The organism is Cohnella lupini, from assembly GCF_003386205.1.
Lineage (GTDB): Bacteria > Bacillota > Bacilli > Paenibacillales > Paenibacillaceae > Cohnella > Cohnella lupini.
The window spans coordinates 23,694-49,915 of record NZ_QRDY01000005.1 but is presented as its reverse complement, the minus strand read 5'-3'; the positions used below and the strand labels follow the sequence as shown (position 1 = coordinate 49,915).

The window sequence follows — 26,222 nt, the reverse complement described above, 5'->3', positions numbered from 1 at the left end:
GATGCGCCGGGCTCTCTTGATGCGCATGCTTTGATCGATCGTCGATGTTTGCAGTGCATGAATTAGATAAGATACAATGGTGTAGGAGTTGAGCGAAGGAGGCCATGAAGGATGAATATTCTCGAAACCGAGTGGTTGTCCAGAATGGACTACGGTCAGGCTTGGGATCTTCAAAAGAAGCTCGTTAAGGAAATCGACCGCGACGATCGAGCGGAGACGCTGCTGCTCTTGGAGCACTCTCCAACGTATACGATCGGCTCGGATCGTCATCCCGAGCACTTGCTATACGGCAAGGAAGAGTTGACCCGCAGGGGAATCGCGCTTTACGAAATCGATCGCGGCGGCGATATTACTTACCATGGCCCAGGCCAGCTAGTCGGCTATCCGCTGCTTTACTTGGACGCTGAAGGATTGGATCTGCACCGGTACTTAAGAAATTTGGAAGAAGCGATTATCATGCTGTTGGCTGATTTCGGAATAACGGGCAGCAGGAAGCCCGAGTATACGGGCGTCTGGGTAGGAGATGCGAAGATAGCGGCGATAGGCGTCAAATTTAATAAAGCCCGCGCTCGGAGAGGATTCATCACGAGCCACGGGTTCGCTTTGAACGTTAAGAAGAACGTCGAGCAGGAAGGCTTCCAAGGAATTATCCCTTGCGGCATCGCGGAATACGGTATCGTTTCCCTCGAGACGCTTACGGGAATGGAGCTTCAGGTCGAGGAGATAGGGATAAGAATTATCCCCTACTTCGCGAAGGTGTTCGATTATGACGCGGCTCCTACTGGAGCAACGAGCCTAAGCTCATAAACAAGGTAGAAATGAGCATAACGCCCAAGGTGACATAGATGACGATCTTGAACCAACGTTTATTCATTTTAAGAAACATCCTTTCATGTGAAAAATGTTTGTCCACTATACTATTGTAACGAAAGCTTCGTCAGGAGGAAAGATCATGGTGCAAAAAGAACGATTAATCGCCGAATTTATGGAATTGGTTCAAATCGACAGCGAAACGAGAAACGAAACGGAAATCAGCAAGGTGCTGACCGGTAAATTCGAGGCATTCGGTCTCGAGGTCGAAGAAGATGACGTAGCCGAGAAGATCGGACACGGAGCAGGCAATTTATTCGCATGGTTACCGGCTACCTCCGGAAAAGAGGATGTTCCGGTTATTCTATTCACTTCGCATATGGATACGGTGTCCCCGGGAATCGGCATCAAGCCACGCTTGGATTCCGACGGCTACATTCGGAGCGACGGCACGACGATCTTAGGCGCCGATGATAAAGCCGGACTCGCGGCCATGTTCGAAACTCTCCGGGTTATTAAAGAACAAGATTTGCCGCACGGAGGTATTCAGTTCGTCATTACTTCCGGCGAAGAATCGGGATTGCTCGGTTCGCGCGCGATGGACGGCTCCAGGTTGCGGGCTAAATTCGGTTACGCTCTGGACTCCAACGGAGCAATCGGAGACATCGCGGTCGCCGCGCCGACGAATTCCCGTCAATACATTACGATTAGAGGGAAAGCCGCGCATGCCGGCGTGAATCCCGAAGACGGAATCAGCGCGATCCAAGTCGCTTCGAAAGCGGTGTCGCGAATGAAGCTAGGTCGGATCGACAGCGAAACGACTTCGAATATCGGCCGGTTTGAAGGCGGCGGAGAAGTCAATATCGTTACGGATACGATCAAAATTTTCGCGGAAGCGCGCAGCCAAGTTCAGGAAAAGATGGATCGCCAAATCGAGTCGATGAGGGAAGCCGTAGAGAGCGCCGCGAACGAATACGGAGCGGAATTCGAATTCGAAACGACGACGATCTATCCCGCTTATAGTTACGGAGACGATGATCAAGTCGTTCAAGTGGCCAAGTCGGCCATCGAAGCGATCGGCTTGACGCCCCGCACGTTTTCCTCCGGCGGCGGAAGCGACGCCAACATGTTTAACGGAAATGGGGTCCCGACCGTTAACCTTGCGGTAGGATACGAGCATATTCATACGACGAAGGAACAAATTAAAGCGGACGACCTCGTCAAAACGGCCGAGCTCGTACTCTCCATCGTCAACGAGACGCTAAAGGTTAAATAAACGCGAAAAAATAAACGGCAGCCCCCGAGCGGAAGAAGAATCGCTCGGGACGCTGCCCTTTTCATGCGAATTACTATTACTATTTAAGAGCCGGACTTGCTGCGGGAAATTGCCAGCAGCTCCTTTAACGGAAAGTGCCCGCCCCGAAGCTTCTGCTCCTGACGGAGCGCATGGCGGATTTCCCAGGCTTTGCCGACAAGTCGAAGATTCATTGGAGCGATATATTTTTTCAACATGGTAAGTTCCTCCTCGTATAGAAAGCGATATGTCATGCTTCGTCGCCCGACTTGCAAGGAACGGACAAGCTCATATGTTTGAACATATGAGAGCAATAACAGATCTATGACTATTGGAGGTCCTATTAATGTCTGATAATAATTCGGGTCAGAATCATCCGTTCTACGAAGCAACGCTGGAGACCAAGCCGATATTCCAAGGAAGAATGATCTCCCTCCAAGTAGATACGGTTCGTCTTCCGAACGGGGAAACGGCGACGAGGGAAATCGTGCGCCATCCAGGCGCGGTAGCCGTTATAGCCATCATCGACAATAAAATGCTCGTCGTCGAGCAGTTCCGCAAGGCGCTCGAAAAGGTGCAAGTGGAAATTCCGGCAGGCAAGCTGGACGCATTTGAAGAGCCGGAAGCGGCGGCGTTCAGGGAATTGGAGGAAGAGACGGGATATCGCGCGAAAAATCTCGTACATTTGCATTCGTTCTCTACCTCTCCGGGATTCGCGGAAGAGATCGTACATTTGTACTATACCGATGATTTAGAGAAAGGCGAGGTCCAGTTGGACGATGAGGAGTTTCTTACGTGCGAAGCGATCTCGCTAGATCAAGCGCAGGACTATATCAAGCAGGGAAGGATATGCGATGCGAAGACGTTGCTGGCGGTCTATGCTTGGCGCATGCTCGTTTTGACGGGCACGTTCTAATGAAACGCGATTCGACTCGTCTACAACCTTTTTTCGCGGATTTACATGTGCATATCGGACGAAGCCAAGACGGGCAACCGGTCAAGATTAGCGGAAGCAAGGATCTGACTTTCCTGAATATCGCGAAGGAAGCATCCCATCGCAAAGGCATCGAGCTTATCGGAATCATCGATTGTCATTCTCCTGCCGTGCAGAAGGACATCATGGATTGCTTGTACTCCGGTGAAATGAGGGAAGTGCCGGGCGGGGGTATTCGATACGGAGATACGACGATCATTCCCGGCATCGAGATGGAAGTAAGGGAGGAAGGCGGAGGCCCTTTTCATCTTCTAGGTTATCTACCCAACCTGCAATGCATGCAAGAGTGGACGGCTTGGATGAAGCCGCGAGTCACTAATATCTCGTTAAGCTCGCAACGTATCCGAGTTACGGCTAGGGAGCTACAAGCAGAACTGTTAGCCCGAGGGGGACTTCTCGTCCCCGCCCACGTCTTCACGCCCCACAGGGGGCTACTAGGCTGTTCCGCGGACAGGTTGTCGGACCGGCTAGATCCGGAAGGCATATCGGCGATCGAGCTCGGTTTAAGCGCGGATTCCGATATGGCCGGGTATCTGTCCGAATTGGACCGTTATCCGTTCCTTACGAATTCGGATGCCCATTCCACGGGAATGATCGGGCGGGAATGCAACGAAATGCAGCTTGCGGAGCCATCCTTCGAAGAACTGTCTAAGGCATTGAACGGCGTAGACGGACGAAAAATCATAGCCAACTACGGACTCCATCCGCAATTGGGCAAATATCATACTTCCTACTGCAACAGCTGCAAAAAAGCGCTGCAGGAAGAGGACGAGAGGGCGGGAGTTTGCTCTTCCTGCGGCAATCGAATGCTGACCCGCGGTGTGGCCGGACGTATTAAGCAACTAGCCGATCGAGATAGCTCTCAACAGCCGGCGAATCGTCCGCCTTATCGTCCGCAGGTCCCGTTGACGTTCTTTCCGGGAATCGGACCGGCTAAGCGCGAACGCATGTTCAGGGAGCTCGGGACGGAGATGGAAATCTTGCATCGGTTATCTCGGGAGAAACTTGCCGAAGTAATGGGCGATACGATCGGCGACATGATTATAGGAGCCAGGGAGGGGAAAGCTTCCTTCATACCCGGTAGCGGCGGAACCTATGGCACGCTTAGCTATTCATAATTCCGACTTGTCCAACATACACATAGGCACGGAATGACCTATGAATGCGGACGGGGAGGAAGCTCCAATGAATTTTAGATTATGGAATTTGTCGGCTCGCGAGAATTTGAATCTTTATGTGTTCGTGGGCGTTCTTGTCGTAGTGGGAGCGATCTTCGGAGCCATGCTGGTGAACGCTTTAACCTTGGAACAGCAGCAGGAGCTGGCGGACGAGATCGGAGTCTATCTATCGAGCGTGAAGGATGCGCAACAATTTTCCCCGTCGACGACGTTCTGGGAAAGCTTCTGGTTCTACGGGAAATGGTTGTTATTGATATGGTTTCTAGGCTTATCCGTCATCGGGTTGCCGCTCGTACTCGTGCTCGACTTCTTAAAAGGGGTATTGATTGGCTTCTCGGTTGCGTTGCTCGCGCAGCATCTTGCCTGGAAAGGCGTTTTCTTCTTCCTGATCGCCACGGCCCCGCAGAACGCGATCGTCGTGCCCGCGTTGATGATAGCGAGCATATCGGCGGCCAGGTTTGCTTATTTTGTCGTTAAAGAGAGATTGTTCCGCCGGAAAGGACAGCTTCTCCCTCCGTTCCTGGCGCATACTGCCGTTACGGGACTCATGTTAATCATGCTGTGTTTGGCCGCTCTCTATGAAGCGTTCCTATCTCCGATTATTTTAGAACGGGTTACTCCGACGGTCACTTCTGCAGAAATTTCTTCCCTTTCTTCTAAATTATGATATGAAGTTTGACTTATCGAATAGGCTCACCCTATAATGGAAGGAAGTGTACCAGCGACCGGAGGGGGAAACTATGGAAGCCCGCATTGAAAAAATCAAACAACAACTGCAGTCCCAGGGCTACAAACTGACCCCGCAAAGGGAAGCGACAGTTAGGGTACTCCTGGAAAACGAAGAAGACCATCTCAGCGCGGAGGACGTGTTCATGCTCGTCAAGGACAAAGCTCCCGAGATCGGACTTGCGACCGTATACCGGACGCTTGAGCTTCTTAGCGAAATGCACGTCGTGGAGAAAATGAACTTCGGCGACGGAGTAGCCAGATACGATCTTCGTACGGATAGCAATAAGCATCACCATCATCATTTGATCTGCGTGAAATGCGGGTCGATGACGGAGATTTTGGAAGATTGGCTAGGTCCGCTAGAGGAACGACTAGAGAGAGAGTACGGCTTCACGGTGCTTGACCATCGTTTGGATTTTCAAGGAATTTGCGCCAAATGCCGCGACAAGGAAAACTCTCAGGAAGAACCGGACAAAGAATAATATTCGTAATATGGCTAGAGGCTATCCCGGGTACGTTATCGGGATAGCCTCTATTTACGCTTGCGTAAGGATCAGTTCTGTTGGAGAAGCTTCTGAATGTAGCTTTCGATCTTATCCGGAGTTACCGTCGGCGCGAAGCGCTTGATGACCTTGCCCTTGCGGTCGACAAGAAATTTCGTGAAGTTCCATTTGATGCTCTTAAGTCCGAGAATGCCCGGAGCGGCTTTCGTTAGATGTTTGTAAAGCGGATGGATGCCGTTGCCCTTCACGTCGATCTTCGCGTACAAAGGGAAAGTGACTCCGTGATTAATCTGGCAATGCTCGGCAAGCTTGTCACCTTCGAGCGGTTCTTGGTGGGCGAATTGATTGCTAGGGAACCCTATAACAGCTAAACCCTTATCTCCGTAGTTCTCGTGCAACTTTTGCAAGCCTTTGAATTGGGGGGCGAAACCGCATTTGCTAGCCGTGTTGACGATGAGCATCACTTTGCCTTCGTAGTCGCTTAAGTCGCTTGTATCGCCTCGATTGGATTTCACTTGGATATCGTATAATGACATCGTAATTCCTCCAGAGCGTTATTTTTTCTAGCTGATAATTCATCGTTATAAATTTAATTGTATGCAATCTAAATGGGGAAGTCAAGACTTTGACAGGGGAAAATACGAATGTTATAGTAAAGGCGATTAAATTGTATGCAATCAATCTAGGAGAGGTTCGGCAAGAGAGGGGAGGCTCTAATGGATACCGGTTCGATCTTGAAATTAGACAATCAGCTTTGTTTCGCGATTTACGCTTGCGCTAGGGAATTCACCAAGCTCTATCATCCTTTGCTGAAGGAGTTAGGACTAACTTATACGCAATACATTACGTTGCTCGTGTTGTGGGAAGAGGATCGGATTACGGTCAAACATCTGGGAACCCGTCTATACTTGGACTCGGGCACGCTGACGCCTCTATTGAAGAAGCTTGAAGCCATGGGGCTTGTGACTCGCGAACGCGACAGGCAAGACGAACGCAGCGTTATTATCGCGTTAACGGAACAAGGTATCCTTTTAAAGGAAAAGGCGCTGGATATCCCGGAGCAGTTGATATGCCAAGCCGGCGTATCTCCGACGGAAGCCGCAGGACTGCACGCGCAAATGACGGAATTGTTGAAAAAGGTGCAAGCTCAACAACAGGTGACGTAAATTAAAAAGGGCTTTACTAATAGGAGGAAACAAAATGTCCGTACATCAATTTACAGTAAACAAGCCGAATGGCGACAAAGTGGATTTAGGAAGCTACCAAAATAAAACGTTGCTTATCGTGAATACGGCTAGCGAATGCGGATATACGCCTCAATACAAGGATTTGCAAGCTTTATACGAGTCGTATGGCGATAAAGGGCTAGTCGTTCTAGGCTTTCCGTGCAACCAATTCGGCGGCCAGGAGCCGGGTTCGGCAACGGAAGTAGAAGCTTTCTGCAGCTTGAATTTCGGAGTTACGTTTCCGCTCTTCGAGAAAGTAGAAGTGAAAGGCGAGAACGCGGATCCCCTGTTCCAATATTTAACCGAGCAAACGGGCGGAGAGATCAAGTGGAACTTCACTAAATTTCTAGTCGATGGTCAAGGGAAAGTCATTCAACAATACGATTCATCGGTAAACCCGACAGATATCGGACCGGATATCGAGAAGCTATTGGCTTAAAAACGAAGGGATGCCGATCGGTCCATTAATGGCCGAGGGACATCCCTTGTTGTTCCATCCATTGCCTTACGGCCAGCGAAGGCTGGATTCCATACTCTTCTTGCAGCATTGCGCATAGCTGCTCGTACTTCCTCGAAAGCAAGTGACCATCCCCGCATTCGGCGTGAAATTTCATGATAACGAAATAAATAACTTCGAGATAAGGAAATCTCTTCTCCGTTTCTTCGTATATATCGAGCGCTTCCTTCATAAATCCAGCATCTTTCCACATTTGCCCGATTTCCAACGCATGCTTGTACCAGACATCGCGAAGCCTCTGTTTCTCGTTCTCCGCCCACCAATAATCTTGCTCAGCTAAATAGTCGCCGGTGTATGCCCGGAGCCATTGAAGGTGAAGAGAAGCCGTTTCCGGGGTTAAATCCGGAAGGGTCAGCTTGGCATTCTCCCATTCTTGGACATCGTATTTGTTATTGCCTAAATCCAAATAATAATCGGTACCGCTGTTGGTAAGCTTAATCGATATGCCTGCGCTTTCAAGTGATTTACGGACCTGATAAATGGTGGTATATAACTGGGTGAAAGCCTTCTTATAATCCGTATCCGGCCAAAGCAGTTCCAAGAGAATATCTTTGCGAACGGGTTGATTTCTCTTATACACCATATAGGCGAACAATTCCTGCGATCGTACCGTCCGCCAGGAGAAGGGCTCGGATTTGCCGTATTCGATATGTAACCTTTGAAAACAATTCACGGTGGCAACGACTGGATCTTCGGCGAGTACCGATTGGCTATCCCGATGTTGCGTCAAACGCTGGACCGTGCGGGTCAATCGGTCCGTATTGACCGGCTTCAATATATAATCCATCGCCGCCAGCTCGAATGCTTTGACCGCGTATTCTTCGTAAGCGGTCACGAAGACGATAGCGATCGAGGAGTCAATCTTATGCAGCCGTTCCGCGGCTTCGAGTCCGGATATTTCCGGCATGTCGATATCAAAGAACACGACATCCGGCGCGAGAGCGGATATTCTATCTAGCGCGTCGGCCGCGCTTTTGAACGTCCCTACGACGTCGATGCCGCCGATTTTACCTAATTGCCGCTCTAGATCCCTAAGCGCTAAGCCTTCGTCATCTACCAGTATGACTTTCATTCGTCGTTCCCCCCAAGCCGTAAGCATAAACCGATTAAACCGAGCTCGAAGGGAACCTCGTCACGCGCAAGCTGCGCGGTTCCCTTCGAACGAACTACCTTGATAATAAGCAATATGATATCGGAAAACAATAAACCATGAAACAAACAGTTTACATTTCTTTAACATTTATATTATCGACTAGCAGGCTTAACCCTTTTACAGCGAAGCGATCTCGCGGCCGGGGCGACTTGCAGCAATCCGCTACCGACCGCTCTGGCGCCTCCCGGAATGCGCAAGGCGTAGCGCTTGAGCCGTCGGCCCACTTCTGTAGCGCTTAATCCGGGCTTGATGCCGCGAAGCAAAGCCGCTGCGCTGGTGACGTGCGGAGAAGACATCGAAGTTCCGGATTCCCTGCGGTAAGTACCCTTCAGCCATGTAGATAGAATGTTAACGCCGGGAGCCGAGATATCGATCCCAGGACCGCGGCTGGAGAAGTCTGCCACGCGGTTACCCCGCGTCGTTGCCGCGACGGCGATCGTCTGCGGGTATCGGGCGGGCGCGTTGATCCGCTTGAACAGCGAGCCGCTGTTGCCGGCGGAAGCTACGATAACGGCGCCGCGTTTACGGGCGCGTTGAATAGCCTTCTTCAGCAGCTTGCTCTCGCCTTCCAACCCGAAGCTCATGTTCATGACGCGAATACCGCGAGCCAAGCACCAATCGATTCCTTCGACGATATCGGATATGAACCCGGAGCCCGAAGCATCGAGTACTTTGACCGCGTAGAGCTTAACCTTGGGCGCTACTCCGTAGATTTTTTTGCGTCCCGTGGCGGCAGCGATACCGGCGACATGCGTCCCGTGGCCGTTATCGTCCGCGAACGATTTGCCATCGATCGTATTCACGCCTCCGGCGATTTTAAGATCGGGATGGCGGGCGATGCCCGTATCGAGAATACCTACTTTCACGGAGCTACCGAAGTTCGAGGCAGGCCAGACCGGAGGAGCCTCTACCCGATTGACATTCCACGGAATGCGTGCCTTGACGACGGGCGGATTTGCGGAGCGGATCGTTGGATGACGATGGGCTTTCGCGCGGCGATCTCGCTCGATGAATGCCACACCGGGATGACGGTGAAGTAGCCTCGAATCGCTTTTCTTGTCGGCCCGGTAACAGATGCAGCGCAACGAATCAACGGATTTGACCGATTTGATTCCCAACGCCGACAGATGCTTCAAGCACCGCCTATAATCTTTCTCGTTATGAAATGCGATATTCCTTCTTTCCGAGCGTTGCGAAGAAGGCTTTCTTGAAACTGAACTATCCAACCTTTTAACCAATTCGTTCAATTCAAGTCCTCCTATTCGGGTCTTGGCCGTATACTGTTGTAAAGTATGGAATTATTGGGTATAAGGTGCATGGAGAAGAAACGAGCATAGATTATATTGCGCTAAGGAGACTCTAAGGCAAGACAGCATATGCGGAATTACGGGAGGGGTATGAAAATGATCGCGATCGGATTGCCCAAGGAAGTCAAGAAGCAAGAATACCGCGTTGCCCTTACGCCGGCGGGCTGCGAGATGATCTCGCGGCAAGGGCAGAAAGTCGTCGTACAGCGAGGGGCCGGGGAGGGAAGCGGGTTTACGGACGACGAATACGTCGCGGCTGGCGCCAAGCTCGTCGACGAAGCCGCCGAAGTATGGGCCGAGGCCGATATGATCGTCAAAGTGAAGGAACCTTTGCCCGAGGAGTTCGTTTATTTCCGAGAAGGCCAAATTTTATTTACCTATTTGCATCTTGCCGCGGCGCCCGAGCTTGCCCGAGCGTTGATGGATAATAAAGTGACGGCCATAGCTTACGAGACCATTCAGGCTCCGAACGGCAGCTTGCCGCTTCTAACGCCTATGAGCGAGGTAGCGGGCAGAATGTCCGTACAAGAAGGCGCCAAGTATCTAGAGGCCTTTCAAGGTGGGAGGGGGGTTCTTCTCGGAGGCGTGCCGGGAGTTCCTCCCGCCGAGGTCATTATTATCGGAGGCGGCATCGTGGGTACTAATGCGGCTAAGATGGCGCTCGGTCTTGGCGCGGAAGTCGTGGTGCTTGAGAAAAGCGCGGATCGAATGCGTTATTTGGACGACGTCTTTCAGGGACGACTGCGAACGCTGATGAGCAATCCCTACAATATAGCCAATGCCGTTCGCAAAGCGGATCTATTGATCGGAGCCGTTCTCGTGCCGGGCGCACGCGCTCCGCGACTCGTAACGGAGGAAATGGTCAAAACGATGAAAAAAGGGGCCGTTATCGTGGACGTAGCCGTCGATCAAGGCGGATCGATCGAGACGATAGATCGAGCTACGACGCACGAGGATCCGGTCTACGAGAAGTTCGGAGTCATTCATTATGCGGTAGCGAACATGCCCGGCGCGGTTCCTCGGACATCTACGCTAGCTCTTACTAACGTGACGATTGATTTTATTTTGCAGCTGGTGTCCAAAGGGTTTCAAGCGACGGTTAATTCCAACTCCATGCTGGCGCTCGGAATTAACGTTTACCGGGGAGCGATTACGCATCCTCAGGTCGCGGAAGCCGTCGGATTGCCGTATACGCCGCTGGAAAGCTTATGGTGACATGATTTCGCTCTCTTCTTCATACGGATTAGTAAGACCGCGGACAAGAAGGGAAGAGGATTTATGAAGCAGCCATTCGATAAATGGTGGGAGCGATTGCAGTTCACGCTCCTCTTTCTTGCGTTAACCGTATTCGTTCATGGATGTTTCGGCTGGTTTCATAGTTGGCTGAAGCCGGTCGATCCCTATAAGGTACCGGAAGGACGCGCTTCGAAAGTATTCCAAGCCGGAGAAGGAAGCGATCCGGACGGCTCGCCCGGAGATCGTCTTCGGCTGTTTTATTGGCTGGGAGAGTAATTTCCGAGGAGGATTTATGCGACCTCTTGTGGAATACAAAAACGAGCCGGGTTAAGTCAGGACACGATAGGCGGGTAAATGGAATGGATTTTGAAAACGCGTTGAAGTCCTATATGGTTTATATGGTAGAAGAACGAGGTATTGCCAGGAATACGGAGCAAAGTTATTTCAGCGACTTGTCCCACTTCGTCGCTTGGCTGAAGGCCAATCAGATTCATTTGGCCAACGAATTGCGCGCGCATCACATTTCTTCCTACTTAAAAGATATGCTCAAGGAAGGTCGGACGACTGCCACCGTTACGCGCAGAACCGTATCTATACGATCCTTCTGTAAGTATCTGACGATACAAAGAGCCATTGACTATAATCCCGCGATTCAGTTAGAATCACCCAAAGCGGACAAGAAAACTCTGCCGCTAACTTTGCAAGCGGACGAGCTGAACAAGCTACTGGAAATGCCGGATACGAGCGACGAAATGGGAATCAGGGATCGGGCGATGCTTGAATTGCTATATGCTACGGGTTTAAGAGTGACCGAGCTTGTTACATTGGACATTGCGCATGTTAGACTCGATATGGGTTTTTTGCTATGCTTGGGTTCGGGGGGGCGGGAACGAATGGTTCCGATCGGCTCTCACGGCACGGCATGGGTTAAGGCTTACTTGGCGGACGCCCGTCCGAAGCTCGTTCGAACGGACAAGCCGAATGACTCGTTGTTTCTCAATCATCTCGGAATGAGATTAACCCGGCAAGGCTTCTGGAAAGTCATGAAGAAGTACGCGGTCCGATTGGGAATAGATATTACTCCTCACACTCTCCGGCACTCTTTCGCGACGCACCTGCTGGATAACGGCGCGGATGTTCGAGCCGTGCAAGAGATGTTAGGACACGTGGCGACTTCGACGACGCAGTTGTATCAAACCTCCGCGAAGCTGAAAATCAAAGAGGTATACGAGCTTAATCATCCCCGGGCGCGTTCGTGATCTATTTCATGAGACTGCCCGATCCATGCATCAAAATAATGAATTGGTTTAACGAAGAGAGGATTAACCTATGGCTTATCAACGAGTAACGGTAATCGTATTGGATAGCGTAGGCATCGGCGAGTTGCCGGATGCCGCGGAGTACGGAGATGAAGGCGCGCACACGCTAGGTCACATCGTTCAGAAGGTCGACGGGTTGGCTTTGCCGAACTTGCGACGTTTAGGTTTAGGCAATATCGCTCCTCTCGGGCATTGGGAGCCGGAATCCGACATTGTTGGTTATTATGGCAAAATGGCGGAGGTTTCGGTCGGTAAGGATACGATGACGGGCCATTGGGAGTTGACGGGCTTGCGCATCGATACGCCGTTCCGGACTTTCCCGGACGGCTTCCCGGCGGAGATGCTTAGGGAATTCGAAGCGCAGACGGGTAGGCCGGTAATGGGGAACAAGCCTGCTTCCGGAACGGATATATTGGACGAGCTCGGCGAGGCGCAGATGAAGAGCGGAGCTTGGATCGTCTATACTTCCGCAGACAGCGTGTTTCAATTGGCGGCGCACGAGGAGATCATCCCGCTCGAGGAGTTATACAATGCATGCCGTATCGCTCGCCGCTTGACGATGAAGGACGAGTACTCGGTCGGAAGGGTCATAGCGCGTCCGTACGTCGGGGTTCCCGGAGCCTTCAAGAGAACTTCCAATCGTCATGACTATGCCGTTAAGCCTCCGCAGTCGACGGTTTTGAACGCCTTGAAGGCAAAAGGACTCGACGTCGTAGCCGTCGGCAAGATCAATGATATATTCAGCGGAGAAGGCATTACCCGGGCGATTCCGACGAAAAGCAATGCCGACGGCATCGCGAAAACGCTGCAGGAAATGCAATCGGACTTTAAGGGCTTTTTATTCACGAACTTGGTCGATTTCGATTCGCTGTACGGACATCGCCGCGATCCGATCGGTTATGGACACGCGCTGGAAGAATTCGATCGGGCGCTTCCCGATTTGATGGGAGCCATGGGCGCGAACGATTTATTGATCATCACCGCGGACCACGGCAACGACCCTATACATGCGGGAACGGATCATACCCGCGAGTTCGTGCCGTTGCTCGTGTGGAGTCCCGGTCTCGTCGGTTCCGGTCGATTAGCCGATCGCGCCAGCTTCGCGGACTTGGCCGCGACGATCGCGGACAATTTCGATGCCGCGTTCAGCACGCACGGGCAAAGCTTCCTTGGGTTGATCAAATAACAAACGGGATTACAAAAGAGGCAGAGGAGAGATTAGCATGGCTCACGTGACATCGAAAGCGATTATTGAAGAAGCGGCCGCGTTTATCCGTTCAACTACGGAAGTACGACCGGAAATCGGCCTCATTCTAGGTTCAGGATTAGGGGTACTCGGGGATGAATTGGAGGATGCGGTCACTATTCCTTACGAGGATATCCCGCATTTCCCCGTTTCTACGGTCGAAGGCCATGCCGGAGAATTGCTGATCGGCAAGCTGCAAGGCCGAAGCGTCGTGCTTATGCGCGGCCGCTTCCACATGTACGAAGGGTACGAACCGGAACGCACTGCGTTGCCTGTTCGCGTTATGAAGGCGTTAGGAGTAACTAAGTTACTCGTTACGAATGCGGCGGGAGGAGTTAATCTTAGTTATAAGCCGGGAAATCTGATGCTTATATCCGATCATATTAACCTGACGGGCAAGAATCCGCTGGTCGGACCGAACGATAACGCGCTCGGCGTTCGATTCCCGGACATGTCCGACGCATACAGCCGCAGGCTTCGCGCGATTGCGAAGGAAACCGCCGCGGAGCTTGGATTCTCGGTGCAAGAAGGCGTGTACGTGGGCTTGCTTGGCCCGAACTACGAAACCCCGGCAGAGATTCGCATGCTTCGTACTCTCGGGATAGACGCGGTCGGAATGTCCACCGTGTCGGAGGTTATCGTGGCAAGGCATTCCGGCATCGAGGTGCTCGGGATATCCTGCATCAGCAACATGGCCGCGGGAATTCTTGATCAACCTCTCTCCCACGAAGAGGTTATGGAAACGACCGAGCTTGTGAAAGAACAGTTCTTATCTCTCGTATTAACCGTGATTCCTAAGATGTAATTGCGGTAATGACGGAACGGAGCGTGCACCTTGGGTGCCGCTCTTTTTTTTATACCCTTTCACGATATCCCGTCTGCTCAGGTAACCAAAAACCCTCCAATCGCAAGGGATTGGAGGGTTCAAGTTATGCTAAGAACGTTATTGCTTCAGTTGCCTTCTTCTGATGTACCAGCGAGCGGTCAGTATTCCGATTGCCGTAATCGTCAATGCATAACCGACGATAGGGGTAATCGGCATGGATTCGCCAGTTTGCGGAAGTGCATTCGTGCCGTTGTTGCCCTTGCCGGATCCGGAGTCTCCCGAATCGCCGCCTTGGGCGGTTCCGGATTGCCCATCACCGGAGTCATTGTCGGGCTTGGTGTTGCCGTTGCCCGTACCGGTTCCGCTTCCAGTGCCGGTTCCGCTACCCGTTCCGGTATTCTCATTCCCAGGGTCTTCGGTTTCTTCAGCTGGTTCTTCCTTCCCGAGGAGGGATAAGCCGGCATCGATCGTCAGATTGTTCTCGCCGGGAAGCAAAGTGATTTGTTCCGTTGTTCCGTTAGTCGAAGCATTGGAATCCAATGCGGAGCTGCTTCCTGCGCGAGCTTTAGTGAACTCGTAACCTACGGGAAGCTCGAACTTGACCGAATATTTGCCTGGCTTCAAGTGGTTGAATTCATAGTATCCGGGTTTGCCGTTGCTTCCGTTATCCGTAAGAGTGGAAGAGAGGAGCGCTCCGGATTCATCATATAACGTCACGGCGATTCCATTTTGACCTAATTCGGTTGCGTTTTGAATTCCGTTCTTGTTCTCGTCTATCCATACGTAATTACCGATGGAAGCGAGAGGCACGAAACCTGCGTCGATCGTCAGGTTATTCACGCCTGCCAGAAGTACGACAACCGGGCTTAGTCCGTCCTTGTTGGCATCGGAATCTTTGCTCGGGTCAGTGCCGGCGGATTGAGGCGAAAGGACGAAGCCGTCAGGCGTGACGAACTTGACCGAATAAGGACTTGGAATTAAATTTTCGAACAAGTAATATCCTGGCTTACCTAAATCATCATTCCCGGTTAACGTAGACGAAATGATGACTCCAAGGGAGTTGTACAGTTCGACGGTTACGCCGTTCAAGCCGGTTTCGCTTGCATCCTGAATGCCGTCGGCATTTTTATCGATCCAAACGTAGTTTCCAAGATCTACGGGAACTACCGCAGGGATCAAATGGATGCCCGCATCCCAATCGATATCGTTCTGACCGGCTTGAAGGGATACGAGTACGGTGCTTCCGTCCAAGCCGGCGTCGGAATCAAGCGCGGTGCTCGATCCTGCCCCTTTAAGCGTAAACATGTAACCCGATGGCACGGTGAACTTCACTTTGTAGACCTCAACGCCCGGAAGCAAGCCCGTGAAGGAGTAGTAACCGGCTTCTCCCGCTTGATCGGCCGTAATCGTCGTGGCCACAACGGTACCGCTTGCGTCAATGAGATCGACTTTCACTCCGTTTTTGCCTAGCTCACCCGGATCTTGGACACCATTCTGATTGATATCTTCCCAAACTCGATTTCCGAGCGAGGCTGGAAGCACGATGCCGGCATCAACGGAATTATCGTTTACTCCGGATACTAAAGTAACAACGTCGGTCAACCCGTTCGAGTCGACATTGGAATCGTTAGCCGTAGTGAACGTGGCGCCCGTCAGAAGACCTCTTGTAAACAGATGACCTGCTGGAAGGTCGAATTTGACGCGATATTTACCAGGATACAGGTTAGTAAACTCATAGTTCCCATTGGCATCCGTGAAGGTCTCGATATCGGCGCCGCCGCTTTGAACCGGCGTGATTCCGTCTTCCTTCATTAAGCGAACTTTAACGTTAGAAACGACGATATTAGCCGTTTCTCCGTCTTGCAGGCCGATCGTGTTCGAGTCGATCCACAGCGTGTCGCCTAGGTTAACCAACTCGACTAATCCGCCGTCGATAGCGTGATTAACTTCTCCTGGCGCCAGAGAGATTGAATCCGTCACTCCAAGCGTCGCTCCTGCAGTCGTGTCCGCATCGGAATTTAACGCTGGATCCGTACCTGCGCCTTGGGTCGCGAAAACGTAGCGACCGCTGCCAGGAAGCTCGAATTTCACCTTGTAAGTGTTAGGAACGAGAAGCGGGAACACGTAATTGCCGTTCGTGTCCGTCGTCGTTGTCAGCAACTGTACGCTGGAAGTATCCAACAAATATACCGTTACTCCTGCAACGCCGTTTTCGCCGACGTCTTGAATTCCGTTCAAGTTCTGATCCATCCATACGCGGTCGCCGAGTTCGGCGAGCTTCACGATACCGGCATCGACCGTCATATCGTGAGTGAACGGAGGGAGCGCGATGGAATCCGTAATGCCCGTCGTCGTATCTACGTTCGAATCGTCGCCGGATGTCGTCGCATATCTGTGCGAGAACATGTAGCCCGACGGAAGATCGAATTTGACTTTGTACGTTCCCGGATCGAGTTTATTGAATAAGTACTTACCATTTGTGTCCGTAGTAGCGGTTACCGGAGTAACGCCGTCTAAGATCGGATTGCCGCTGTTGTCCAACAAATGCACGGTTACGCCTGCAAAACCCGTTTCCGTTCCGTCTTGTTTGCCGTTATTGTTGCTATCGTTCCACAGGGTGTCGCCTACGGAGACGAGGTTGATAAGACCAGCGTCGTATTTATAAATTTTATCGCCGGATACCAAAGTAATTGGAGCGGTATAACCGGTTGAAGAGTCGGCATCCGAATCCACATCATCGGTTACTGGAGTATTTCCACCGACATCCTTCGTAGAGAAAATATATTCGCCGCCGGCAGGCAATACGAATTCGACGATGAAATCGCCCGGCCATAAGTGTTCGAATAAATAAGAGCCGTCCGAAGCCGCTGTCGTAGTCGTCATTAGAATGGGATTTCCCGGCGCTGCATCGCGCAGATTCACGACGATTCCGCCAATACCGTCTTCACCTGAATCTTGTACGCCATCCGCGTCGAGGTCTTTCCAAACGAAGTCTCCTATCTCGATTCGAGTAACGATTCCGGCATCTAGACTATGATTCTGTTCTGCCCATGCCAGCGTGACGGTTGGCGTCAACCCGTAGTCAGGATCCATCCTGTCGTCGATGGAGTCGTCCGCGTCCGAATCCGTTGCAGCCGTACCTGAGCCATTGTTCGTAAATTCGTACAAAGCCGGAAGATCCGAGAACTTAACCCGGTAAGTGCCTGCTTTCAAATTCACGAACTCATATTCCCCATCCGCATCTGTTAGCTTAGGAAAAATTGTGTTGCCATAGGCATCTTCGGTGACTGGCGTCACGCCGTCCGCTTTATATAACTCCACTTTAATGCCAGGCTTGCCTGGTTCTCCGGCATCTTGTACGCCATCGCCGTTCAAGTCTACCCAAACGAAGTCGCCTAAGGAAGCGAGAGTCAGCACGCCGGCATCGACATCGGCGTTATGTTCCCCCGACTCAAGCTCAAGTTCGGCCGAGTAACCGACTTTAGTCGTACCGACTTGAACGGCATCGGAATCTATCACATTGTCCGATCCTTGTTTGGATTTAGCGAACCAAAAGTTAGTTGGGATAGTGAACTTTACTTTATAAGTAGTCGTATCCGCATTTAAAGCGTCAAAGGGTAGTAAGTTGCTAAATAAATATTTGCCGTTAACCGGCGTTGTAATTGAACTTACGGCATTGCCGTAAGCATCAACAACGGGATCGCCTAAGCTGTCCAACAGTTCTACGAGAACTCCGCTAACGGGATCTTCAGTAAGGTCCTGCTTGCCGTCATCGTTTTCGTCAAGCCAGATCTGATCTCCGATAGAAGCGAGTTGGATAAGTCCCGCATCCAAATTGAGATTATCTACGTTTAAGAGAGTGATTTGATCCGTCTTCGCTTTCGTTACGGAAGGGGAGGGTACGTTAACTTTGGAATCCGCCGTAGGCGAGGTTCCGTCTCCCTTGATCGTAAACACATATCCGTTTCCTCTTTCGAATTCCACGGTGTATTTCCCCGGATACAAATGATCGAAGCGATAAGATCCATTGGTCGGCGTCGTTGATGTACGGTAGATGGCGGAAGCAGAATCATCATCGTAATAAAGATTCACTTTGACGCCGTTTACTCCGCTCTCGCTACCGTCTTGAATGCCGTTGAGGTCTTTGTCCATCCAGACGAAATCGCCCAACGATATCAGCTTGACGATACCGGCATCGATCGTAATATCAATATCGCCCGGATGAGTCACCGAAGTAATATTATCCGTGCTACCGGTCGTTTGAATGCCGGCAGACAAATTGGTTGTACGGTTTACGTTGGAATCGACAGCCGCGGTACCAACGCCTTTTCTAGTAAAACCATAGCCTGTTGGTAACGTGCTGAATCGTACTTTGTACGTTCCCGGCAAAAGATCGTCGAACAAGTATAAACCGTCCGCTACCGTCGTAATTACCCGATTAGTGCCATCAGGGTTTTTAACCGGATTGTCGGAAGTATTCAGAAGCTCGACTTTGACGCCAGCAACCCCGGTTTCGACACCGTTCTGCGTTCCGCTTCCGTCGACGTCTTCCCACACGATATCGCCTATTGTTACCGGCTTAACGTAACCCGCGTCGATCGTATGATTGATTTCGCCAAGTTGAAGATCGATTTCAGGCGTAATGCCATTTGCACTTGGATTCGAATCCGTCGTCGGAGTTCCTTTTCCCGGGAAAGTCAGAATTTCCGTTCCGACTTTTTGAGGAAATTCGACTTTGTATTTTCCAGGTAAAAGACTAGCGAATTCGTACCATCCGGATGCGTTGGTCGTGGTCGTGTCTAATACGACGTCATTCTCGTCTAACAATTTTACCGTAACGTTATTAATAGGAGTATCTGTTCCTACGTCGTTAATTCCGTCCCCATCGAGATCGTGGAACACGTAATCGCCGATCGCGCCAAGCGGCGGATAGAGGCCGGCATCGATCGTCAAATCCGTAGCGCTAAGGGTAATCAGATCGGAAACCACGGTAACGCTCGGGTCAGATGATCCAGGCAAACCTACATTGGAATCCAAGGCCGGATCGCTTCCTTGTCCCTTTTTGGTCCAACCTAAGAACTTGTTGGCGCTATTCGTACCATAGCTATACTCATATTTCTCGGGAGAAGAGGCGGGTAGCGTAAATCTTACCTTATATGTTCCTGCCATAAGGTTCGGAAATACATAATAACCGGGCTTCCCGTTCGTATCATCGCCGGTGACCGTTTTTACAGGGATATTCACCGTCGCCATGTCGTCTTGAAAGGATTTAGTAAACGGAGAAGTTCCGTCCGCTTGCATTAATTCCACAATGACCCCGTTTACGCCCCATTTGGTCAAGTCCTCGTCTTGAATTCCGTCTTTATCCAAATCGACCCATACGTAATTGCCGAGCGACAATCCTTGGTCCGGATTAATATGAATACCAACTTTCGGCGGCTCGGCTGGATTCAATGCGGACCCTCCCACTTTGGAGGCTTGTTGACCGAAAGAGTTCCAAGCGATTTGCTGTTGAGGCGTCCCGACCGGCGCTTTCATGGACCATGTTATTTCGCGTTTTTGATCTGGAGCGAGGATTAGCGCCGGATCGAATACGAACTTTAAACCGGTAACGGTAGTTAGGTCCGCAGGCGGCGTCGTCGACCACGTTGTTGACGGATTGTTCATTTTCGGGTGTTCATCCGTGCTGTAGTGGACCGTATACTCTGCAGTCGATGCGACCGGATCGGTAAGCACCGTATTCCAAGTCGTTCCGCGACCATCGAGAAGGGCGCCTTCATCTCCGATACGCGGCAACACGTCTACGAGCTCGATTTTATCCAAAGGAACGTTTCCTTTATTGTAGACGGTCAATTTATAATCGACGCGTCCACCAGCCACCGTATTTCCCAGTGGATCAGGAAGACTCGAATTCCAACCTACTGGGTACTGTCCGACTTTCCAATTCGTATCTAATTCTCCGCGAACCCGTTTGAAAGAACCGAGAGCCGCGACTTCGTTCACCGTAAATTGCGCCGAGCTTCGAATCACTTTGTCTACGTTGCTACCGTCGCCGTCGTGATCGGGGCCAACTCCGGTATCCGTAGTGCCGTTTCCGTCCAGATCCCCGTTATCGTCCTTCAAGTCGAACCAATAATCATTGAAGTAAGGCGTCGAAGCCGAGTTCGTCGTTAGTTCAGCATAGTTAATATAACTGGAGGGAACTGCAAATTTATTAACCGTTGCTTTGTATTTGATAGTAAACGAGGAATTTATGCCCATTTTCGTAGTGTTAGGAAAAGCCCATTTAATCAATGTAGCTCCGCTAACTAGCGTGCTAGTCGTCGGAGTCAATATTGTACTTATATCCGAAAAGTTAGCGTTGCTATACAGTACGGAAGCAGGATCGAAAGTTAATGAAGGAGGGAGCACGTCCATCACGATCGGACTGTAGAAATCGTCGCTGGACAAATCCGTGTTGGATACCTTGATTTCAAAGTCGATCACTTGCTCTGGCGAGTAGTTAGCCCCACCCGCGCGCGTCTTTTCTAGTCTAACGAGCGGACGGTTACCCCATAAGTAAACATCTGCGTCATCCGTAAAGAATTTACTAACGGCGTCAAATGTGTAATCGACTCTCGCCGTATTAATAACATGGTGCCCGTTGATAACGGAGCCGCTGAGTTTATAAGTCAATTCGATTTCCGAATCCTGCTTGAAAGATATCGGAAGCGAGCCAGGGAACTCAAACTTGACTCCATAAATAACCGACGTAGGTGCTAAGCCTTTGGCAATAAGCAAATCGCTTACTGCAAGTGTCGATGTAGTTGTGCTGTCGACATCCGTCCATTCATCCCATACCGTCCCAGTAGAATCAGTCGTATATAGGACTTTATAACTCCCACCGGGAACATCTCTGAATCTGGCGGTTTTGAGGGTTTTTAAATTAAAGTCAACAGCGATTCCATTCGTATCTAATCTCGGCGTCATATCCGTAAAGCTGGCATTTGTTAAATCGCCATTCGAATAGTTATGAAAACCGCCTACGTAAAAAGTGACGTCCTGTCCCGGAGAGATTTCGTATTTGCGAGGATCTCTATTCTTATAGAATACACCGCCAAGTCCATCGTCGACGGGTAACGACTGGAATCCATGAACAACCGAATCGTTAAGAAGCACTGGCGCTTTCCCGATCGGATTGAAATCCGCCGTCGCGGTATTGGTTACGCAAGGGTCCGACGAGACACAAGTATACGTATTGAAGGGAGTCGTCGGGAAATTCAACTTGACGTAATATCTGGAATCACTGCGAGTAGGGCCGGCATCCGTCCAGTACACGGTGTGGGAAACCGAATCATAGTTGCCGCCTGCACTGGCAGAGACGAATACAGAATCATCTGGCAGAAAATCCGTTATTTTTACGTTCTCTATGTTTAGATTGCCGATCTCGCTATCTGAATCCAAATTGTTGAAGAAGATTTCGTACTCGACGTCTCCACCCGCAATGGGGGTAGGGTGAGGCGAAATTTTTTCCTTAGTTAATTGCCAATGGGAGGCGGCGGTAGCGGTTACCGTCACATCGTTGGATGACTCTACGTCCGTCAAAACGCCTGAGTTATCGTTTACGAATTTAGCGGCAGTCGTAGTCGATGTTCCATCCAAGGTCACGTAAGGCATATACCGCGCATTCACTTGAAACGTATAGGAACTGCCGGGGCCGTCAGCCTGTAGTTGAGCAGCGTCAAGCGTATAAATCAATTGGTTCCCAACTTGCGTTTCACCTGAAATGATTGGTAGAGAGACATAACCTCTGTACTCGACGCCGGCAGGTAGCGGGAGGACGAGTTTAAGCTTGCCGAAATCCACGCCAACCAGGCTCGAAAAGCTGAATTTAATATCGTAAGTAAAGGCTTTACCCGACGGAACGGACGAGACGTCCGAAGACATAGTAAGAGTAAGGCCGTTGGATACCGGATCACTATCTGCCCTTACTTCAGGCTTCGGAAGCCAATTCATGTTCCATAGTAAAGCGATGACCAATAAGACGGCCAAGGTGGATTTAAAGATTTTCATTCTTTTCATTTCTCCTAATGTTCGTTTTTGATAAGCGTTGCCTTGATAATCATGCGGTGAGTCGGGTTTCGTTTGGGATGGCACGTAATAAGCGTCAATACCGAGTCATCCCCCGCGTTGTTGTCCAAGACGGACAAATCCTCCGGAAGAACGAGCGTCGTCTCCGTTATCGAATACCGATAAAGTCCTGCGGACGTATCGATATCGATCTCGTCGCCGGGTTTAAGCTCGCCTAGCCGGTTAAAGTGACGGCCGAACGTCCAGCTTCGATGGCCCGCAAGAACGAAATTGCCGGCTTGTCCGGGCAATCGATCCTCGACGACCGAGCCTGCACCTTGCTTAAGGGACTTCGCATCTGCTCCGCGAACGATCGGCTCGTTCAATTCAATAGAGTCGATGCGAACCGAACCTAGCAATTGAAATCCATCAACTTCCTTCCATATCGGGAGATTTACGGATGCGGCATTCGGGGTTTGAAGCAATGATTCGGCGTTTGCCGAAGGAGGATCGTTCGATCGAAAGCGAATTTTGTCGCTCCATTGGGTAAGTAAATCCTCTTGCTTATTTTGTTGAATCCTGGCATCGATTCTGGGATACGCGATCAATCCGATTCCGATCAGAAGAGTCAGCCATAATAAAGTGGTTACAACTGCGCGGCTAGTAGACTTTTTTATCCGTTTTTGATCCAATCCGCATCATCATCCTCCTTTTGTCGAAAGCTAAGCAATCATCCCTTCTATAATAAGTTTTAGAACTGTACAAGTTCTGAAATGATAGATCTAAATACCTATCAATCAATAGTTAAGTGAATTTACATAATAAACCAAGGCTTCATTTTGAAGAAACCCTGGTTTATGTGCTAGAAAAGACTGCTAAGTTTAGAAAATGTTCAGTTTTGATTGTTACAATTAGTGGCACTTGTAAGAAAAATAGTTCATTAGTATTATAAAACAATGTCTTTCATAGTAAATAAGACCCTGATTATTATACAACTATTGAACTAGACAAAATTCGGCAAATAGAAGGGGAAGAAGGATGCAAAACAAGGAAGTCGCATGGAGCCGATTATACCCTCTTAAATTTATCTATATCTTCATCGTATTAGGTTTGATTTGCGGTTGCGAATGGTCCGGCGGAAGAGAAGCTTCTGGGGAAACCAATGAAATCGGAGGCTCCGATCAAACAATCGTACGGTATACGGGAGCGAAAAGTCCTGTAATCTCGACTACATATACCGCAAGGAAGGAGCTTTCGCTTACTTTCAGCGGATTAGGCGATAAAGATACGATGAATCGAATTTTGGATCAGCTCGATACATACCGAATAAAGGCAACTTTCTTCGTTCCGGGTATGAGAGTGGCGGAAGAACCCGGTATTGCTAAGGCAATCCTCTCAAGGGGACATGAAATCGAGAACAATACGTTGAACCGATTGGATATGACGAAGTTAAGCTATGAACAAGCGTACAATGAAATTCGATTAAGCAACGAAGTTATTCGCAAGGAAACGGGAGTTACTCCTCGTTACTTGAGGACAAAGTCGGGAGATTACAACGATGACGTCCGACTAGCGGCCGCCCATAACGGATTGGAAGCGGTAGTCGTCTACTCGTTGTTCCTTCATAACTGGCAAGGCGAAAGCGATGAAGAAAAAAGCGAATACGTAAGAAAATATATAAATCGTGGCGGCATTATAAATATCGATGCGGAAGAAAACTTTAATGTAGTCGAGTCCATTTCCATTTTCGCCCAAGCGGCGAACGATATCGGCTATAAGTTTATTTCGCTAGACGAACTAATCGAACATGGGAGCACGAAGAAGCCTTTAGACCAAATAAAAGGCTACGACGCAGCCAAAGTAAATCCGGATTTCGAGAACTCCGAGTATAAGCTGATCTACGATAAAGAGACGAATAAGAAGGAAATCGCGCTAACGTTCGACGATTGGGGAACGGATTACACCGTTACCAAAATTCTGGATATCTTGGCCTTATACGATGTAAAAGCAACTTTCTTCCTCCGCGCCAAAGGGGTGGAAGCGAATCCCAATCTAGCAAGAGCGATGATCGAAGAAGGTCACGACGTGGCTAACCACTCTTACAGCCATCCAGTCGTTACGACTTTAACGCCGACCCAACTGCAGGAAGACGTAGTGAAGGCTCATCAGGTTATTACGGAAGCGATTCAGCAGCAACCGACGATGTTGTTTAGACCGCCGACGGGCGAGATCGACGATCGAACGGCTAAAGCAATCTCCGCTATCGGATATCCCGATATTGCCCTGTACGACGTGACTACCTTCGATTGGGATTCGAATAATAGCGCCGAAGATATCGTTAACAGCGTACTAGAGCAAACCCAGAACGGAAGCGTCATTCTGCTGCATATGTTGGATGACATTCATACGATAGAAGCATTGCCTATCGCAATAGAACGTTTAAAGAAGCAAGGTTATACCTTCGTGAAAATGGCGGATTTGATAGGTTCATAGTTAGCGCATGGAGACGGGAGAAATAGGCATGGGACTTTATAGTAGCATCGTGGACAGACAAGATAGCATAGCCGTAATCGGTCTAGGTTACGTAGGTTTGCCTTTGGCTATTGCTTTTGCAAGAAAAGCAGATGTAATCGGCTTTGACGTTAGCGGGTCGAGGATAGCGGGTTATCTGAATGGAATCGACTCCACGGGAGATGTCGGGAATGCGGCAATTCGCAATAGCACCGTTACTTTTACCAACGATGAGCGATTGCTCGAGCAATCCCGTTTCTTCGTCGTCGCCGTGCCTACTCCGATTCAGAGCGGGAACGTGCCCGACCTTCAATTCGTCGAGAAAGCGAGCAGGCTGGTCGCGAAGAAGCTGAGCAAGGGCTCGATCGTCGTCTACGAATCTACCGTATATCCGGGAGTAACGGAAGATATATGCGTTCCTATTCTAGAAGAAGAATCGGGTTTGAAATGCGGCGAAGATTTCAAAGTCGCGTACTCGCCGGAGAGGATTAATCCGGGGGATAAAATTCATCGGCTCGAGAATATCGTCAAGATCGTATCGGGCATGGATGACGAGACGTTGGATACCGTAGCTAAAGTGTATGAACTGATTATCGAGGCGGGCGTGTTCAAAGCAGAGAATATTAAAGTGGCTGAAGCGGCCAAGGTCATCGAGAACGCTCAGCGAGATATCAACATCGCGTTCATGAACGAATTATCCATGCTGTTCAACGCTATGGATATCGATACGAAAGCCGTTCTTGAAGCGGCGGGAACCAAATGGAATTTCATGAACTTCACTCCCGGCCTAGTCGGAGGACATTGTATCGGCATCGATCCGTATTACTTAACTTACAAAGCGGAGGATACGGGGTATCATTCTCGCATTATTTTGGCGGGAAGACATGTCAACGACGGGATGGGCAAATATATCGCGCAAAGCATCATTAAACTTCTGGTTAAACAAAAGCAAGATATCAATCGGGCTAGAATAGGTTTTCTAGGGTTCTCGTATAAAGAGGATAGCTCCGACATACGTAACACGAAAGTAACGGATATCATAAATGAGTTAACGGAATATGGCATTGTTCCTCTTGTGGCAGACCCGCTAGTGGACAGGCATCAAGTTTACGAAGAGTATGGGATCGAGCTTACTTCCATGTCCGATATGAACAATCTCAACGTCGTTGTCATGGCCGTGCCGCACTCCGGATTCAAGGAAATGAACATCCATGATTTCGATGCATTATACGAAACCGGCCAATCCAAGATCTTGGTTGACATTAAAGGGATTTATAACAAATCGGAATACTTAAGCAACGGATACCACTACTGGCGTCTATGA

General features: G+C 50.0%; 22 protein-coding genes. 15 read left to right on the top strand and 7 right to left on the bottom strand.

Annotation, left to right across the window (positions count from 1 at the left end; translation table 11 throughout):
• Window positions 1–111 precede the first annotated feature (111 nt).
• The gene (gene lipB, locus DFP95_RS10950) at window positions 112–807 is read left to right on the top strand and encodes a lipoyl(octanoyl) transferase LipB (protein WP_115992659.1); all 696 of its coding nucleotides are present in this window, start codon (window positions 112–114) and stop codon (window positions 805–807) included.
• Here the strand turns inward: lipB and prli42 are convergent.
• A complete protein-coding gene (gene prli42 / locus DFP95_RS10945; RefSeq protein WP_115992658.1) occupies window positions 779–874 on the bottom strand; it encodes a stressosome-associated protein Prli42 in 96 nt (31 codons plus the stop codon). The two genes, lipB and prli42, sit on opposite strands and share 29 nt — an antisense overlap.
• Window positions 875–952: 78 nt before the next feature.
• Between prli42 and DFP95_RS10940 the strand changes: the two genes are divergently transcribed.
• Complete coding sequence (locus DFP95_RS10940; protein ID WP_115992657.1) at window positions 953–2,086, top strand: M20/M25/M40 family metallo-hydrolase; 1,134 nt, start codon at window positions 953–955, stop codon at window positions 2,084–2,086.
• Between the two features lie 83 nt (window positions 2,087–2,169).
• Here DFP95_RS10940 and mciZ read toward each other — a convergent pair whose 3' ends face one another.
• Window positions 2,170–2,319, bottom strand: a complete 150-nt coding sequence (gene mciZ, locus DFP95_RS10935; RefSeq protein WP_115992914.1) for a Z-ring formation inhibitor MciZ — start codon at window positions 2,317–2,319, stop codon at window positions 2,170–2,172.
• Between the two features lie 131 nt (window positions 2,320–2,450).
• On the opposite strand from mciZ, the gene DFP95_RS10930 reads away from it, so the two are divergent.
• The 4 genes from DFP95_RS10930 to fur all read left to right on the top strand — a co-directional run bounded on the left by DFP95_RS10930 (window position 2,451) and on the right by fur (window position 5,487).
• On the top strand, window positions 2,451–3,020 hold the full coding sequence (locus DFP95_RS10930) for an NUDIX domain-containing protein (protein ID WP_115992656.1): 570 nt from the start codon (window positions 2,451–2,453) through the stop codon (window positions 3,018–3,020).
• Window positions 3,020–4,216, top strand: a complete 1,197-nt coding sequence (locus DFP95_RS10925; protein ID WP_115992655.1) for an endonuclease Q family protein — start codon at window positions 3,020–3,022, stop codon at window positions 4,214–4,216. Before DFP95_RS10930 ends, DFP95_RS10925 begins: the two co-directional genes overlap by 1 nt.
• Before the next feature lie 67 nt (window positions 4,217–4,283).
• Entirely contained in the window at window positions 4,284–4,943 is a 660-nt protein-coding gene (gene spoIIM, locus DFP95_RS10920; RefSeq protein ID WP_115992654.1) for a stage II sporulation protein M, read from the top strand.
• A gap of 73 nt (window positions 4,944–5,016) precedes the next feature.
• On the top strand, window positions 5,017–5,487 hold the full coding sequence (fur, locus tag DFP95_RS10915; protein ID WP_115992653.1) for a ferric iron uptake transcriptional regulator: 471 nt from the start codon (window positions 5,017–5,019) through the stop codon (window positions 5,485–5,487).
• Window positions 5,488–5,558: 71 nt separating this feature from the next.
• On the opposite strand, the gene DFP95_RS10910 is transcribed toward fur, so the two are convergent.
• Window positions 5,559–6,044: a glutathione peroxidase gene (locus DFP95_RS10910; protein WP_115992652.1), complete on the bottom strand. Its 486-nt coding sequence runs from the start codon at window positions 6,042–6,044 to the stop codon at window positions 5,559–5,561.
• A gap of 180 nt (window positions 6,045–6,224) precedes the next feature.
• On the opposite strand from DFP95_RS10910, the gene DFP95_RS10905 reads away from it, so the two are divergent.
• Window positions 6,225–6,674 carry a MarR family winged helix-turn-helix transcriptional regulator gene (locus DFP95_RS10905; protein ID WP_115992651.1) on the top strand — a complete coding sequence of 150 codons (450 nt, stop codon included), beginning with the start codon at window positions 6,225–6,227 and terminating at the stop codon, window positions 6,672–6,674.
• A gap of 34 nt (window positions 6,675–6,708) precedes the next feature.
• A complete protein-coding gene (locus DFP95_RS10900; protein ID WP_115992650.1) occupies window positions 6,709–7,173 on the top strand; it encodes a glutathione peroxidase in 465 nt (154 codons plus the stop codon).
• Window positions 7,174–7,198: 25 nt separating this feature from the next.
• On the opposite strand, the gene DFP95_RS10895 is transcribed toward DFP95_RS10900, so the two are convergent.
• Together DFP95_RS10895 and DFP95_RS10890 are read right to left on the bottom strand one after the other, a co-directional pair.
• On the bottom strand, window positions 7,199–8,323 hold the full coding sequence (locus tag DFP95_RS10895) for a response regulator (RefSeq protein WP_181907353.1): 1,125 nt from the start codon (window positions 8,321–8,323) through the stop codon (window positions 7,199–7,201).
• A 173-nt stretch (window positions 8,324–8,496) separates the two neighbouring features.
• Window positions 8,497–9,651 carry a S8 family peptidase gene (locus DFP95_RS10890; protein ID WP_181907352.1) on the bottom strand — a complete coding sequence of 385 codons (1,155 nt, stop codon included), beginning with the start codon at window positions 9,649–9,651 and terminating at the stop codon, window positions 8,497–8,499.
• 159 nt (window positions 9,652–9,810) lie between these two features.
• On the opposite strand from DFP95_RS10890, the gene ald reads away from it, so the two are divergent.
• The 5 genes from ald to DFP95_RS10865 all read left to right on the top strand — a co-directional run bounded on the left by ald (window position 9,811) and on the right by DFP95_RS10865 (window position 14,317).
• Window positions 9,811–10,926 carry an alanine dehydrogenase gene (gene ald / locus DFP95_RS10885; protein WP_115992913.1) on the top strand — a complete coding sequence of 372 codons (1,116 nt, stop codon included), beginning with the start codon at window positions 9,811–9,813 and terminating at the stop codon, window positions 10,924–10,926.
• A 63-nt stretch (window positions 10,927–10,989) separates the two neighbouring features.
• On the top strand, window positions 10,990–11,223 hold the full coding sequence (locus DFP95_RS10880; RefSeq protein ID WP_115992647.1) for a DUF4227 family protein: 234 nt from the start codon (window positions 10,990–10,992) through the stop codon (window positions 11,221–11,223).
• Window positions 11,224–11,306: 83 nt separating this feature from the next.
• Window positions 11,307–12,206, top strand: coding sequence for a tyrosine recombinase (locus tag DFP95_RS10875; RefSeq protein WP_115992646.1), 900 nt, complete (start codon window positions 11,307–11,309; stop codon window positions 12,204–12,206).
• Between the two features lie 70 nt (window positions 12,207–12,276).
• Window positions 12,277–13,452 carry a phosphopentomutase gene (locus DFP95_RS10870; protein ID WP_115992645.1) on the top strand — a complete coding sequence of 392 codons (1,176 nt, stop codon included), beginning with the start codon at window positions 12,277–12,279 and terminating at the stop codon, window positions 13,450–13,452.
• Between the two features lie 37 nt (window positions 13,453–13,489).
• Entirely contained in the window at window positions 13,490–14,317 is an 828-nt protein-coding gene (locus tag DFP95_RS10865; protein ID WP_115992644.1) for a purine-nucleoside phosphorylase, read from the top strand.
• 138 nt (window positions 14,318–14,455) lie between these two features.
• On the opposite strand, the gene DFP95_RS10860 is transcribed toward DFP95_RS10865, so the two are convergent.
• Both DFP95_RS10860 and DFP95_RS10855 read right to left on the bottom strand, forming a co-directional pair.
• On the bottom strand, window positions 14,456–22,390 hold the full coding sequence (locus DFP95_RS10860; RefSeq protein WP_181907351.1) for an SdrD B-like domain-containing protein: 7,935 nt from the start codon (window positions 22,388–22,390) through the stop codon (window positions 14,456–14,458).
• Between the two features lie 14 nt (window positions 22,391–22,404).
• Window positions 22,405–23,079, bottom strand: a complete 675-nt coding sequence (locus DFP95_RS10855) for a class D sortase (protein ID WP_245987553.1) — start codon at window positions 23,077–23,079, stop codon at window positions 22,405–22,407.
• Between the two features lie 346 nt (window positions 23,080–23,425).
• Between DFP95_RS10855 and DFP95_RS10850 the strand changes: the two genes are divergently transcribed.
• Both DFP95_RS10850 and DFP95_RS10845 read left to right on the top strand, forming a co-directional pair.
• Window positions 23,426–24,880, top strand: coding sequence for a polysaccharide deacetylase family protein (locus DFP95_RS10850; RefSeq protein WP_115992642.1), 1,455 nt, complete (start codon window positions 23,426–23,428; stop codon window positions 24,878–24,880).
• A gap of 28 nt (window positions 24,881–24,908) precedes the next feature.
• On the top strand, window positions 24,909–26,222 hold the full coding sequence (locus DFP95_RS10845) for a nucleotide sugar dehydrogenase (RefSeq protein ID WP_115992641.1): 1,314 nt from the start codon (window positions 24,909–24,911) through the stop codon (window positions 26,220–26,222).